The sequence below is a fragment of the uncultured Lacinutrix sp. genome, assembly GCF_947500605.1.
Taxonomy (GTDB): domain Bacteria; phylum Bacteroidota; class Bacteroidia; order Flavobacteriales; family Flavobacteriaceae; genus Lacinutrix.
The window spans coordinates 151,026-165,506 of record NZ_CANMSJ010000003.1; the positions used below are offsets into that span (position 1 = coordinate 151,026).

Consider the following 14,481-nt stretch of genomic DNA (forward strand, 5'->3'; position numbering starts at 1 on the left):
GATTAAATACATTTTAAACTCTTACTTTTACTTTTTAAAAAAATGTAAAATGAAAGATTTATTTATCCTATTTTGTTTTTTATCGTTTTCTTTTTCTCAAGCGCAATACAACCAAAATGCGCCTTGGATGGAAAATATTAATGTAGAAAACAGAGCAAAAACTAACAATCCAGTAAAATTTAAAGAAGTTGTAAATGCTTTTAATACCTATTGGGAAACAAGAAATCCTAATGTAAAAGGTAGCGGTTACAAACCTTTTAAGCGTTGGGAAAACCACTGGAAGAACTTTGTAAAAGAAGATGGCACTTTGCCTAGCTCTCAAGAACTTTGGGATACTTATTTAAGCACAAAAAGCAATGCCGTATCTAAAAACTTTATGGTAGATGAAAGTAATTGGTTGCCAGTAGGTCCATTTACGCATACAAATACAGGATCATGGTCTTCGGGTCAAGGTCGTGTAAATGTTATTGTTAAAGATGAATCTGTTGCGGGAACTTATTATGCAGGAGCACCAGCAGGAGGATTTTGGAAGTCTACAGACAATGGCGTTTCTTGGGATACATACACAGATGATTTACCACAAATAGGAGTATCTGGTATTGCTATAGATTATAACAATCCTGGTACTATTTATATTGCAACAGGAGATGATGATGCTGGAGATTCTGCAACTGTTGGAGTAATGAAATCTACAGATGGTGGTTTAAGTTGGAATACTACAGGCTTAAATGCAGGAAATACTCCTGGAAGCATGAATGACATTTACGTAAGTTCTACAAATGCTAATATTGTCTGGGTTGCAACCAATAATGGTGTGTACAAGTCTACAGATGCAGGAACAACTTGGAATAACACAAATAATACTCAAGGACAAAATATTAGAGACATTAAAATTAATCCTCAAGACGATTCTGTAATTTATGCAGTGTCTTCAAGCCGATTTTTTAAGTCAACAAATGGTGGCGATAGTTTTACTGCTTATAATTCTTCAAGTTATGGTTTACCATTAACTAATCTTTCTAGATTAGCAATTGATGTTACACCAGCAAATCCTAATTTGGTTTATGTTTTAGCATCAGATAGTAGTAGTGGATTTGAAGGTGTTTATAGATCAACAGACTCTGGAGATACATTCTCTACAATAGCAACACCAGCAACAGTTGGTGATATTTTTGAATCTACACAAAGTTGGTTCGATATGGCTTTTGGAGTTTCGGCAACAAATGAAAATGAAATTTATACAGGTGTTTTAAATGTTTGGAAAGGAAATGTAGGAGCAAATGGTCAAGCAACATTTACAAAAATTAACAACTGGAATTCACCTTTTAGCTCAACATACACACATGCAGATATTCATTTTATAAGATGTTATGGTGGTGAACTTTTAGTAGGTTCAGATGGAGGTTTTTATAAATCTGAGAATGCAGGTGTAAGTTTTACAGACTTAACTGGAGGAATGCAAATAGGTCAATTTTATCGTATTGCGGTTTCTAAGCAATCATCAAATAAAATGGTTGGTGGTTTACAAGATAATGGAGGTCATGCCTATAATAATAACACATGGCAAAACTATTATGGAGCAGATGGAATGGATACAGCTATAGATCCTGCAAATTCTAATATCTATTATGGTTTTATTCAAAACGGAAGCAGTTTATATATATCAAATACTTCAGGAGGAGCAATTAGTGGTAGCGTTGGTAGCCCAGAAGACGGAAACTGGATTACACCATTAAAAATGAATAGTGATAGCGAATTATTTGCTGGATATAATTCAGTTTATAAATTAGAAAATGGTGCTTGGGTTCAAATATCTCAAAATTTTGGATCGAGAGTAGATGTTCTAGAAATAGACGATATTAATCCAGACAACATGTATGTTGGAGTTAATAGTACTCTTAGAAAAAGTATAGATCGTGGTGTAGTGTTCTCTTTAGTTCAAAATTTCTCAAGTAATATAACATCTATAGAAGTAAATACAGCCGATAGCAATATTTTATATATAACAACTTCGGGAACAAATGGGCAAGTTTATAAATCTATAGACGGCGGTTTAAATTTTACTAATATCTCTACAGGTTTGCCAAATGTGACTAAAAACAATGTTAAACATCAGAGCTTACATTCTGATAATCCTTTGTTTTTAGCAACCAGTTTAGGTGTTTACCGTTATGATGATGCTACTTTAGCATGGGAACTTTTTAATATAGGCTTACCTAATGTTGATGTAACAGATATTGAAATTAATGTTTTCGATAATAAAATTACAGCATCAACTTATGGAAGAGGAGTTTGGCAGTCTACAATTCCAACAAAGTTAGCGCCAACAGATGTTAAACTTTTAAGTTTATCTGGAATAGGTTCGGCAATAGAATGTAATGCTAGTATTACACCTCAAGTAGAAATAAGTAATAGTGGATTAAGTACTATAACTGCAGCAGATATAACGTATACAGTAGATGGAACAGATACTATTTATAATTGGACAGGAAGTTTAGTATCAGAAGCAACAACAACGGTTGTATTACCACAAATAAACCTATCTAAAGGAACACACACGTTTTCGGCTTCGGTTAACACATCTAACGATGCTTATAGTATAAATAATAGTTCGGAAGAAAAACTAATCCTTGCCAATGCACCGGCAGTTGTTCAAGTTGTAAATACTTTCGAAACAGTAAGTGAAGAGTTATTAGTTTCAGATGAAGGGTCTATAACTCAGTATTGGGAAAGAGGAATACCTAATGGAGCTGTGCTAAATGACTCTTCAAATCCAACTAATCAGGTTTATGCTACTAATTTAGGAGGGCAATATCAAGACAATACTAAAAGTTATTTAATAAGCGAATGTTACAATTTATCTTCACTTACTAGTCCTGTATTAGAGTTTGATATGGCTTTTCAGTTAGAATTAGATTGGGATATTTTATATATGGAATACTCAACAGACCAAGGATTAAATTGGTCTGTTTTAGGAACTGCTTCAGATCCTAATTGGTATAACAGTAGTACTTTACCAGGTAATAATTGTATTAACTGTCCGGGAGCACAATGGACAGGTAGTAGTACGAGTTTGTCTAATTATAGTTATGATTTATCTGCATTTACTGCAGAAACAACAATGATGTTTAGATTTGTTTTTCATTCAGATCAATCTGTTACAGAAGAAGGAGCGATTATAGATAATTTAGTAGTTACTCAAAATGCATTAAGCGTAGATGAGTTTAATGTTAATGGTTTTTCAGTATACCCAAATCCATCACATGGAATTTTTAATATTAAAACAAAAACACCTCAAGCTTTTAATTATGATATATTCGATATAACAGGAAAATTAATACTTCAACAAAAAAATGTAAAAGCAAATAATAGTCAACATCAAATAGATATTAGTAATTATGCTTCTGGAATTTACTTGTTAGAAATTTACAATCAACAGAGTAAAATTGTTAAAAAACTAATGCTTAAATAGAATTAAAAAAATCTATTTTAAAAGCGCATCCATAATTAGGATGCGCTTTTTTTATGTTAAATGAAAAGGCTACATAAAAATATCTGTGTAAATTAGATGCTTATAATCAACTTAAGAATTTTAATAAAATGAAAACTAACTTTAAAACAGTGTCATTGCTTGGTGTACTTGCTTTATCAAGTATTGTAGCATGTAAAGAGGAGCCTAAAGAAGATGTGGTTCAGGTAGTAGAAATACCAGGTATTAATTTGGATTTAATGGATACAAATGTAAAGCCTAGCGAAGATTTCTTTAAATACGTAAACGGAAAATGGTTAGAAACTAACGAGATTCCAGACGATAGATCTACTTGGGGAAGTTTTTCAGAGCTTAGAAAAAATACAGATGAAGATGCTTTAGCTATCTTAAAAGCAGCTATGAACACAGATAAGGACTTCGAAACTATAGAAGTGCTTCCTGGTTCGGATCAAGAAAAAGCGGTTCATTATTTTCAAACTATAATGGATACTTTAGGTAGAAACGAACAAGGTATAAAACCTTTACAGCCATACTTAGCTAAAATTGAAGCTATTAAAACTAGTGAAGATTTACAAGCTTACATGATTGAGATGGAGCCTAAAGGTGGCGGAGGTTTATATGGTTTTGGAGTAGGTAGTGATCCTAAAGATAGTAACAGAAATGTTGCTTATGTTGGAGGAGGAAGTACAGGTTTACCAGATAGAGATTATTATGTAAAAGATGATGCAGATTCTAAAGAAAAAAGAGCTAAATATGTAGAGCACGTTGCTAGAATGTTACAATATTTAGGTGATACTGAAGCTGATGCAAAAGCACAAGCAGAAAGAATTTTAGCTTTCGAAACACGTATTGCTGAAGCGAAAATGGATAAGGTAGAGAGACGTGATGCACGTAAACGTTACAATCCAAGATCTATAGCAGATTTACAAAAAATGGTGCCAGCCGTAAATTGGAAAAACTATTTTGATGGTATTGGAGCAACAGAATTAGATACCGTAATTGTTGGAGATTTAGGTTATTTTAATCGCTTACAAGAAATTTTAGCTGAAGGGAATGTAGAAGATTGGAAAACATATTTAAGATGGTCTACTTTTAATGGAGCTGCAGGTAGCCTATCTACAGAATTAGATAAAGCAAACTGGGAATTTTATGGTAAGACCTTAAATGGAGCTAAAAAACAACGTGCTTTAGATGAGCGTGCTTTAGGACGTTTAAACGGAACATTAGGTGAAGCTTTAGGTAAATTATATGTAGATAGAAAGTTTCCGCCTGAAGCAAAAGCTAAGGCAGAAAAAATGATTAAGAATGTAATTTTAGCATTCGAAAACAGAATCAATAATTTGGAGTGGATGAGCCCAGAAACAAAAGTAAAGGCCATCGAGAAACTTAAAGCAACACAAATTAAAATAGCTTACCCAGATAAGTGGAAAGACTATTCTTCTTTAGATATTGCAAGTACAGAAAATGGAGGTTCTTACCTGCAAAACTCTTTAAATGCACAAGCATGGAACTTTAAAAAGGATATCGCTAAATTAGGTAAGCCTGTAGATAAAAGCGAATGGTACATGGCACCACAAGTTGTAAATGCTTACTTTAATCCTTCGTATAACGAAATTGTTTTTCCAGCAGCTATTTTACAACCTCCTTTTTATAATTATACAGCAGACGACGCTGTTAATTATGGTGGAATAGGAGCCGTTATTGGTCATGAAATTTCTCATAGTTTTGACGATTCTGGATCACGTTACGATAAAGATGGAAACTTAAACGATTGGTGGACAAAAGAAGATTTAACAAAGTTTGAAGGTTTAGGTGCAGATCTTGCCGCGCAATACAGTGCTATCGAAGTATTACCAGAAGTTAACATTAATGGTAAATTTACTTTAGGTGAAAACATTGGAGATTTAGGTGGTGTATTAGCAGCTTACGATGCTTTACAATTAAGTTATGGTGAAGGAAAAAAACCAGAAGATATCGATGGTTTTACAGCTGAACAACGTTTCTTTATGAGTTGGGCAACTGTTTGGAGAACTAAAATGCGTGATGATGCTTTAAAAACTAAAATTAAAACAGATCCACATTCTCCAGGAATGAATAGAGCTGTACAACCACTTTTAAATGTCGATTCGTTTTACGAAGCATTCGGTATTAAAGAAGGTGATAAAATGTACATTGCTCCAGAAGATCGTGTGAGAATCTGGTAGTAGTATTTATTTATTTAATAAAATTAAAAAGCCTCGTGTATAACGAGGCTTTTTTTGCGTTATAGATTATTTTAATATGTGATTCCTTTTTAACATTTTTAGAGTGCCTAATTAACTGATATTAAAGCATTAATTTAGTGTGTATGTTAATGCTTTAGGATAAGTGCCTTAAAATGAGTAACTTTAAGTCAGTTGATTAATAATAAAAAAATAAAAAGATGGGTATAAAAAGTTTTCAAGGCGCAAGAAAAGAGACGCAACAAAAGAACAGTATAAACCAAGTCGATTTTAAAGTTAGCGATTTCATGACTAAAGATTTAATAACATTTAAAGCCGAACAATCGGTTGAAGATGTTGTAAATATATTGATAAAACAGAAAATTTCTGGAGGACCAGTTGTTAACGATAAAAATGAATTAATTGGTATTATTTCAGAAGGTGATTGCATCAAACAAATTAGTGATAGCCAATATTATAATATGCCAATGGAAAATAATTCCATAGAAAAACACATGGCTAAAAATGTTGAAACCATAGATGGTAACCTTAATATTTTTGATGCTGCTAAACAGTTTTTAGATTCTAAAAGACGTCGTTTTCCTATTGTTGAAGAAGGGAAATTGGTTGGGCAAATAAGTCAGAAAGATATTTTAAAAGCAGCAATGCAATTAAAGCAGCAAAACTGGAAACCTTAATGCTGTCTTTTTGGTTTTAAAGCCTTTGGACTATCTGTAATTAGTATTTTAGTTTTGTTTTTTGCAACTAAAGATGCTACTCTAGAGTAATTGTAATCTGCAATTGGGTTTTCTAATGCTACCCATTTTACAAAGCCAGCAACAGTAATACGTTCGCCTACTTCGATAATAGATTCGTAATAGCGTAGTTGTTTGTTAAAGCCAAAGAAACCTTCACTATCGATATTATATTTCTTTAAAAGCGCTTTAAATTCTGGTGTAGGATCATTAAAAGAACCAGAATTGGTAGTTTTATCTGTAACCAGATAATCGTAATAATTTTTTGGTTTATTTTTAGGAAAGATTAGTAACCTTTCACCTGCTTGCTCTACAAAAAAGTCTTGAATTAAATCTTCTTCCACAACGGTACTCCAGTGAGAACTTTTACCTGAACTTACTTTTTTTTGAATCATTATTTTGTAATAAACACACTTTCTCTTGCTTAAAGGTGCAATTAGTGGTGTTTCTACATTTAGTGCTTTGCCTTCAATTTTACAATATTTATGGTTTTGTAAACTCCCTATTTTACTATAAGGCAATTTCTTTAAACGTCTAAGAATAATTGTTTTTGGAAGAAAATAATAAATTAAAAACGCTATTAAAGCGATTGCGCAAACTACAAGTATAATAATAAGTGGTGTAGGCATTTTTATAATGAAAGGTTAATTGTTTACAATTATAAGTAACGTATTTATATAAAATGTTACATTTTTATTACTGTCGTTTTACTAGAGCATAAAAATCGCCTTCTAAAGGTAAATAACCTTGATCGTAGACAAAGTAATAGATTGTGCCTGCTTTGGTAGTATAAATGCTTGTAAAGTAATTAAAATCGAAACCTTTGGCTTCTAACTTTATTTTAGAAGTCTTTGTTTTTTGATCTGGATTTAAGCTTTCTAAAATGCGCCAATTTTTACGTAATCGGTTATTAATATTTCGTATTAAGTTTTTACCATCCTTATTTACTTTATTGTTGTGTGCATTTCTACAACCATCACTACAGAATTTTTTATCAATTCTACCAACAATTTTATCACCACATTCAGGACATTCTTTTTGCATACTCTTCTTTTTTTAATTCGTACCAATTAATCATTTCACTCTCAAAAGGAAATTGCTCTTTATAGTGTAAACCTATCTTTTTAAGAATCTTATTAGAGGCTGTATTTCCGGTTTCTGCAGCACCAACAATTACGTCTAGGTTTAATGTTTTAAAACCATAATCTAAAGATGCAATTGCAGATTCTCCTGCATAACCTTTATTCCAAAAACGTTCAATAAGTCTGTAGCCAACATCATAAAAATCTCTTTTATTACCCAAAGATTCTTTGTCTCCGGTATTAAACTTTAACCCAGACCAACCAATAAATTGCTTTGATGCTTTTTCGATAATAGCAAATCTACCAATACCAAGTGTTTTGTATTGGTGCAATATCTTTTCGATGTTTTGTTTTGCTTCAGCTTTTGTTTTAATGGGTTTTTTACCAAGGTATTCGTGTACATTTGGGTTAGAATCTAAGGCAAACATACCATCTAGATCTTCAAGTCTTATTTCTCGAAGTAAAAGTCGTTCGGTTTCTATATTAAAAGTCATTATTGTTTTTTGTAGTTAAATTTTACTTCTTCAGTTTCACCGTTTTCTTCAATAACAACGTAGATGTTAATTTCAGAATCACTTATTTTTTCGAAAGTAAACTTATCAAAATAGACTTTACTATCTTCAATCTTAACCAATTTAGCATCTACTGTTTCGTCCTTTTCTTCCCAACCTTTAAAGTCGTTTCCAAAATGTTTTAACTGAAAAATTAAAGAGTCATCAACCTGTCTAATACCTCCAAGTTCGTAAAAGACAACTTTACCATCACTAACTAATTTAAACGAAAACATCATAGAATCTCCAAGTGGCGGACTCCATATTTCTTCGGTAATTCCACCAAATGCTTCACCTAACCAACGACCTTCTATCCATGAAACTTCATTTAAAGTTGCTTTTGGAGATGTTCCATTTTTAGGAAATTTTAAAGTGTTTTTTTGTGCATAGCAACTACTAAATAGTACGAGAGCTATTATTAAGGCTAAGTTTTTCATTTTGAAAATTATTTTTATGAAGATACAATTTATTCATTTACAAACGACAACAAACGTTTACAATCGACATTAAATGCGTAAATACCGTTTAACGTTTGGAAGCTGTCGCATCTTTGCAGTGTTGAATTGAACTAATGAAATTCGGCATAATAAAAAACTTATCTTATGAATACGTTAAGAAACAAAGTACAGTTAATTGGAAACTTAGGTCAAGATCCAGAAATTATTAATTTAGAATCAGGAAAAAAATTAGCAAGGTTTACACTGGCTACAAACGAGAGTTATAAAAACGCACAAGGCGAAAAAATTACAGATACACAATGGCACCAGGTTGTTGCTTGGGGAAAAACAGCAGATGTTATCGAGAAGTATGTTGTAAAAGGAAAGGAAATTGCTATAGATGGAAAATTAACAACACGTTCTTGGGAAGATAAAGATGGATTAAAACGTTATACAACAGAGGTTGTATGTAATGAGCTATTAATGTTAGGAGGGAAGTAGTTTAATCTCTAACTTATAAGTAAAAGAAAAAGGAGGCGCTATGCCCTCCTTTTTTAATTTGCAGTGTCTTTATTTTCCTCTGCTTGTTTCTCCTTTTCTTTCTCCTGCTTTCTAAGTCTTCTTTTTTCTTTACGTGATAAATCGGAATCTATAAATGCATCTTTATATTCTATTTCATCATCAATTTCTCCTTTAAAGGCACTAATCCAAGCATTTTTAAAAATACCACCAATGGTTGGTAATATTCCAGATTTAATATTATTTAAATCACCTTCCATAGGAATTTTAGTTGCAATGGTATCTGTGCTTTGGTTTTTTAAAACGAATTTAAAAAAACCAACAAACCCTTCCCAAATAACACCTAACACACCATCGTCTTTACCTATTAATTTAGAGTTTTTTAATAGCGGTTTCATATAGCCTTTAAAATAACCATCTGCTATGGCGATTTCGCTATACAAGCCAAATTGTCCTTCTTCAAAATCAATACCACTATAATGCCTAGTAAACGGATTTAATGCTTTTACATCTGCATTTTCTAATGAAAATGAAACATCCATATCTGGTATTTCTTTAACAATATTTACGTTTCCATTTAATTTCACTTCACCTCCACCTATAGAAATTGCTGTTGCTGTAATGGGAGAAGGTAGCACGCGTTCGTTCTCTTTTACATTTCTTAGGTTATCTGCTTTAAGATAAAGTGTGTTAAACTGTAAATCTATATTAGGATCTGTATTTAACTCCACATAAGCAAGTTTACCGTTGTTTATGGTAAGGTGGTTAATGTCTATTGGAACCAAATCTGTTAAAGCTTTAGTCCAGTCGTCTACATCTGGTTCTGTAGCTGCTATAGATTGATCTTCTTGAACGTAAATTATTTCTGGATTAGACATTATTATTTCACTTACAATATGTCCGCTAAAAAGTGATTTCCATTCTATAGAAATATCTGTTTTCGGGAATTTTAAAAAAGGAATTTGCGTTTTTGCATTTACTTTATTTAAATACATACCATTTATTACATAAGCTCCTCGTATTAAAGAAATGTCTATGTCTTCTACTTGGCCGTAATAACCAGGAATTTCAGACAAAACTTTATTTACATTGTCTTTTACTATAATAGGTAAATATAGCCTTAGCGCTATTAAAATAAGTATTAAGGTTACTGGTATAATGTACCTTTTCTTTTTAAGTCCTCTTTTAAGTTTGTTTTGTGATTTCATAATGTTCATGGTATTAAAAAAGGCTCACAAATGTGAGCCTTTTTATAAAAGTTGCGTAGTATTTAATCTACTGCATCTTCAATGTCGTCTGCAACATCTTCTACTGCATCCTCTACTTTATCTCCTGTTGATTCTTCTCTACATCCTGTAAGCGTAATTGCAAAACAAAACATAACTAAAAATGTATATGCTAATTTTTTCATGGTATTATGGTTTTAAGATTTTTCTTTGGTTTTTATTTCGTCATCAGTAATTTTCACCTTTTTGTCTTCGGTTTCCATTTTGATTTTGTCGTCTTTAATTTTTACTTCTGCACCTTCGTCTTTCATCTCCTGCATTACTTCTTCTTTTTCTGTTTGTTCTCTACAAGACATAAAAGAGGTTGTTAATACGGTAAGCGTAAGTACTGTAAATATTATCTTTTTCATAGCTAATTTTTTTGCTTTATTATTAATCTATTATGTCTTCTAGTTTTTTAACTGTATTTAAAGCAGATTTTACTGTTGTTAATTGAGACTGAATAATTGTTTTAATCTCTGTATCTGTATTAAAGTTTCCTAACTGCTCTTCGTATTCTTTAACGCTTTCTTTTTCTCCTCTAATACACTCTTCCATTAAAGCTTCATCTGTATTAGAAGTTAGTGTAGATTTTACGTTAATCCATCCTCTATGTAAGTCACCTTTTAAAGTTCCAGACGCTTTAGGTTCTGCATTATGTTTTCTAATTTGAAAATCTAATTCTGTAGCAAAAGTGTTACGTTGTAGGGCTTTTTGTTGTAGCCAATTTTTTAGTGGTTCGCTTTGTGCTTTTTGCATCACTTGTTTATATCCAGCTTCTGCATCATAATTTTTTTGAAGTAAATCTTGTAATGAGTTTACTAAGTTTTGATTATTTTCTGTCGTTTTCATGTTGCTTGATTTTAAATGTTAATATGTGATCTAATTGTAAGTGTAAAATTTATTTAACGGTTAAGGTTAAACGCCTTTACCACCTATTAATCTTAATAGAATTGCAATTACTGCAATTACTAATAGTATATGTATTAATCCACTTGCACTGTAGACAAAAAATCCTAATGCCCAACCTATTACAAGTATTACTGCTATAATATAAAGTAGTCCTCTCATGATGTTTGTTTTTAGTTGTTAGTAATTATTTTAATGTTTAGCTATTAGATTTTAAATTGCTAATTATATGCTTTGTCTTATTAAGGCTTTCATTAATTTTAGTATCGGCCTTTACAATTAGTAGTTTAAACTCTTTGCTTTTTGTTGTTTCGTCTAGCTTATTTAATAAGTATAGCTGGTTTTTTATTTTAGATTTTAACTCGTTTAAAGCGTTTAATTTTGCTTCTTGGTCAACATCTGTTGTTTCTTCTATTATTAATTCAGAATGATTAGGTATCGTTATTAACTTGTTTGTTGCTACCTTATTAAATTCTTTCGCAATTTCTATATGTGTTTTTTCTATTTTTTTAGCAAGTTTTAAAACACTGTCTTTTTCTGCTATTTTTTGTAATGATTTACTTAATTGAATGACATCTTGATTGTCTTTAGATAGCATTACTAATAATTTAGCTTCATTTTGATTGGTTTTAATTTCTTCCTTTGTTGCTTCTGTTTTCTTGTTTTCTAAACCTTTGTTTTTTATTAATTCTTGACATGAATTGAAACTTAATCCAATCATTAATACTATAAAGAAGAATAAAACGGTTAATCGTCTGTTTTTAAAAAATTTCATTTTTCTTTTGTTATTTTGATATTGCAAAGATGCAACTGTATTCAACTTTTTATGTTACATGATTTTTTGTATTGTTTACAGAATTATCATTTTGGTTATTTTTTCTGTATTAATTACACAACAAAGGTCTTACACAACAACACTTTTTATGTTACATGATTTTAAGTTAAGCTTATAAAATTCCAATATTAGCAGAGAATAGAGCATAAAAAAACCTTACTGTTAGTAAGGTTTTATATTGTTAAGTATGCTGTAGCGTTAGTCTATAGGAAGATAGACCGTAAATACGGCGCCTTTTCCAGGTTGGCCAGATGCAGTTATGTATCCACTATGGTTTTCTACTATTTTTTTGCAAATAGATAGTCCTATTCCTGTTCCAGAATATTCATCTTTATTGTGAAGTCTACTAAAGAGGATGAAAATTTGTTCGGCATATTGTTCTTCAAAACCAATACCGTTGTCTGTAAATGTTATTTTATGGTAGAACGGCTTTTTAGGTTTAACAATGTTTTCTTCATCTTCTGCATCAACAACTTTGTGTGTTATTACTATTTTAGGTGTTCTGCCTTCAGCTTTATATTTTATAGCATTACCTAATAGGTTAATAAACAATTGCTGAATTTGAAAAGGTATAACCTTAATAGTTGGGAAGGTATCCGATGTTATTTCAGCATTTTCGGCAGAGATAACTTCGGCTAAATCTTGCTTTGCAGCTTCCAGTAAAAGGTTGATGTTAGACTCTTCAATTACTTTGTCTGCTTTATTAGATCTTGAAAACTGAAGTAAATCGTCTATTAACAAACGCATTCTAGTTGCTGCGTTTTGAATTCTATCTATGTATTTGGTGCCTTTACTAGAAAGATTTTCGGCCTCTTCGTCTTCTAGTCTTGATAAAAACGTTTGGATTTTTCTAAGCGGTTCTTGTAAATCATGACTGGCAACATAGTTAAAAGAAGATAACTCTTTGTTGTTTCGTTCAAGCTCCATGTTACGCTCTTCTAGTGCTCTAAAACTCATTATTTCATCTGTAATATCTGCAGTAGTACCTAATAGCACCGTATCGTTATCTTCATTAATTAAAGATTTTCCATAAGCTTTAAGATGTTTAATGTTTCCGTTTTTGTGGACCACTCTATAATAGATATAAGGTAACTCTACGTCTTCCTTCATTTGCTCTACCTGTTCGCTAAGTTGCTCTGCATCTTCTGGGTGAACATAGTTTAGAAAGTTCTCTATTGTAGGTTTAAAAGATTGTGGTTGCTCTCCAATTAGTCTGTATAAGTTATCTGAGAAAGTAAAAACGTTATTTTTTACGTTCCAGGTCCAACTTCCATGCTTACTAACAATTTCTGACTGATTAGTAGATTCCTTAAAAATTTCTAATGCTTCGTTTGTTGCTTTAAGCTTCTTTATGTTTTTATAGATGTTATTGTAGGCAACATACATTAAAATTAAAGAGCAAAGTAATAATGAAAAAAGAAGCAATGGTGTGGCCATTAAATCGCTTTCATATTCGTTTTTACGTGTTTGTAAAATGTTGTTTTGTAGAGTGACAATGCTTTTAATTTTAGTACTAATGCTATCCATTAAGGATTTTCCAGTTCTAAAATTGGAAATAAAAGTAGGATCGTCTATATCGTCTTTAGGTAAAGAACTATAAGAGGTTTGAAATGCAATTAAACGTTTGTTTATTAAACTATTTAATGCAATTAAATTTGTGTTTAAAAGTGTGTCGTTTCTGGTTAAAACCTTTAATTCTGCAAAACTATTATTTATTTTACTTCTTCCTGAAATGTACGAATCTAAAAAAAGAGAATCTCTAGTTATTATAAAACCACGTTGCCCAGTTTCTGCGTCTTTAAGGTTGGATAGTATTTGCTCAAGCTCAACATTAACTTTGTAAGTATGTGTTACCATTTCTGAAGATTTAGTAACCTCTGTAATACTTCTATAGGTTAAAGCGCCAACAACAAGGATAACAAATGCACTTAGGTAGAGCATTGTCCTTAAAAAAGAGATGTTATTTGAGAGTGTTTTTATCATAAATTAAAAGCGTAGCAAAAAGTTTTCTTTATTCATACTATTGGTGTGGTATTGCCAATTAATGGTAACAACTTCTGATAGTACTTTCTTTAAAGTTTTAAAGTCGCTTGGCTTTTTTATGTAAATGTTTGCACCTTTTATAAATGTTTTCTCAATATCTTCTTCTGATGCTGATGTTGAGTAAATAGCAATAGCGATATCATTAAATTTTTCGTTTTGTTTAATTTCTCTTAAACATTCTAAACCCGATTTTCTAGGCATGTTTAAATCTAAAAACAAAACATTTGGTAATTGTATACCATCTGTATTTAAATAGTCCATTAAGTAAACACCATCGTTAAATGTTTTTACTCTAGTGGTAATTTTTATTTCTTCGAATGCATCTGTAAAGAATAATCTATCATCCTCATCATCATCTGCTAAAATTATATTTATGTAATCTTCTTGCATGAAC

Annotated in this window: 16 protein-coding genes; 4 read left to right on the plus strand and 12 right to left on the minus strand. The window is 31.3% G+C overall.

What is annotated here, in order from left to right; genetic code table 11:
• Window positions 1-49 precede the first annotated feature (49 nt).
• The 3 genes from Q0935_RS05875 (at window position 50) to Q0935_RS05885 (ending at window position 6,389) form a co-directional block, all read left to right on the plus strand.
• Entirely contained in the window at window positions 50-3,472 is a 3,423-nt protein-coding gene (locus Q0935_RS05875) for a T9SS type A sorting domain-containing protein (RefSeq protein WP_299383268.1), read from the plus strand.
• Between the two features lie 128 nt (window positions 3,473-3,600).
• Window positions 3,601-5,694, plus strand: a complete 2,094-nt coding sequence (locus Q0935_RS05880) for a M13 family metallopeptidase (protein ID WP_299383271.1) — start codon at window positions 3,601-3,603, stop codon at window positions 5,692-5,694.
• Window positions 5,695-5,912: 218 nt separating this feature from the next.
• Window positions 5,913-6,389 carry a CBS domain-containing protein gene (locus tag Q0935_RS05885; protein ID WP_299383274.1) on the plus strand — a complete coding sequence of 159 codons (477 nt, stop codon included), beginning with the start codon at window positions 5,913-5,915 and terminating at the stop codon, window positions 6,387-6,389.
• On the opposite strand, the gene Q0935_RS05890 is transcribed toward Q0935_RS05885, so the two are convergent.
• The 4 genes from Q0935_RS05890 to Q0935_RS05905 all read right to left on the minus strand — a co-directional run bounded on the left by Q0935_RS05890 (window position 6,386) and on the right by Q0935_RS05905 (window position 8,516).
• Window positions 6,386-7,075: a hypothetical protein gene (locus Q0935_RS05890; RefSeq protein ID WP_299383277.1), complete on the minus strand. Its 690-nt coding sequence runs from the start codon at window positions 7,073-7,075 to the stop codon at window positions 6,386-6,388. The genes Q0935_RS05885 and Q0935_RS05890 overlap by 4 nt on opposite strands.
• A gap of 67 nt (window positions 7,076-7,142) precedes the next feature.
• Complete coding sequence (locus Q0935_RS05895; protein WP_299383280.1) at window positions 7,143-7,490, minus strand: hypothetical protein; 348 nt, start codon at window positions 7,488-7,490, stop codon at window positions 7,143-7,145.
• The gene (locus tag Q0935_RS05900; protein WP_299383284.1) at window positions 7,471-8,022 is read right to left on the minus strand and encodes a GNAT family N-acetyltransferase; all 552 of its coding nucleotides are present in this window, start codon (window positions 8,020-8,022) and stop codon (window positions 7,471-7,473) included. The genes Q0935_RS05895 and Q0935_RS05900 overlap by 20 nt, the downstream gene beginning before the upstream one ends.
• Window positions 8,022-8,516, minus strand: a complete 495-nt coding sequence (locus tag Q0935_RS05905; protein ID WP_299383288.1) for a DUF6265 family protein — start codon at window positions 8,514-8,516, stop codon at window positions 8,022-8,024. The genes Q0935_RS05900 and Q0935_RS05905 overlap by 1 nt, the downstream gene beginning before the upstream one ends.
• Before the next feature lie 165 nt (window positions 8,517-8,681).
• Between Q0935_RS05905 and Q0935_RS05910 the strand changes: the two genes are divergently transcribed.
• Window positions 8,682-9,017, plus strand: a complete 336-nt coding sequence (locus Q0935_RS05910; RefSeq protein ID WP_299250287.1) for a single-stranded DNA-binding protein — start codon at window positions 8,682-8,684, stop codon at window positions 9,015-9,017.
• A gap of 53 nt (window positions 9,018-9,070) precedes the next feature.
• Here the strand turns inward: Q0935_RS05910 and Q0935_RS05915 are convergent, their stop codons facing one another.
• The 8 genes from Q0935_RS05915 to Q0935_RS05950 form a co-directional block, all read right to left on the minus strand.
• The gene (locus tag Q0935_RS05915; protein ID WP_367275011.1) at window positions 9,071-10,243 is read right to left on the minus strand and encodes a DUF748 domain-containing protein; all 1,173 of its coding nucleotides are present in this window, start codon (window positions 10,241-10,243) and stop codon (window positions 9,071-9,073) included.
• Between the two features lie 62 nt (window positions 10,244-10,305).
• Window positions 10,306-10,446, minus strand: coding sequence for a hypothetical protein (locus Q0935_RS05920; RefSeq protein WP_299250283.1), 141 nt, complete (start codon window positions 10,444-10,446; stop codon window positions 10,306-10,308).
• A gap of 12 nt (window positions 10,447-10,458) precedes the next feature.
• Window positions 10,459-10,671: a hypothetical protein gene (locus tag Q0935_RS05925; protein ID WP_299383295.1), complete on the minus strand. Its 213-nt coding sequence runs from the start codon at window positions 10,669-10,671 to the stop codon at window positions 10,459-10,461.
• A gap of 22 nt (window positions 10,672-10,693) precedes the next feature.
• Complete coding sequence (locus Q0935_RS05930) at window positions 10,694-11,152, minus strand: PA2169 family four-helix-bundle protein (RefSeq protein WP_299250279.1); 459 nt, start codon at window positions 11,150-11,152, stop codon at window positions 10,694-10,696.
• Between the two features lie 66 nt (window positions 11,153-11,218).
• The gene (locus Q0935_RS05935; protein WP_116823882.1) at window positions 11,219-11,371 is read right to left on the minus strand and encodes a lmo0937 family membrane protein; all 153 of its coding nucleotides are present in this window, start codon (window positions 11,369-11,371) and stop codon (window positions 11,219-11,221) included.
• A gap of 37 nt (window positions 11,372-11,408) precedes the next feature.
• Window positions 11,409-11,984, minus strand: a complete 576-nt coding sequence (locus Q0935_RS05940; protein WP_299250275.1) for a hypothetical protein — start codon at window positions 11,982-11,984, stop codon at window positions 11,409-11,411.
• Window positions 11,985-12,242: 258 nt separating this feature from the next.
• A complete protein-coding gene (locus tag Q0935_RS05945) occupies window positions 12,243-14,027 on the minus strand; it encodes a CHASE3 domain-containing protein (RefSeq protein WP_299383300.1) in 1,785 nt (594 codons plus the stop codon).
• A 3-nt stretch (window positions 14,028-14,030) separates the two neighbouring features.
• A complete protein-coding gene (locus Q0935_RS05950; protein WP_055436388.1) occupies window positions 14,031-14,477 on the minus strand; it encodes a response regulator in 447 nt (148 codons plus the stop codon).
• Window positions 14,478-14,481 lie beyond the last annotated feature (4 nt).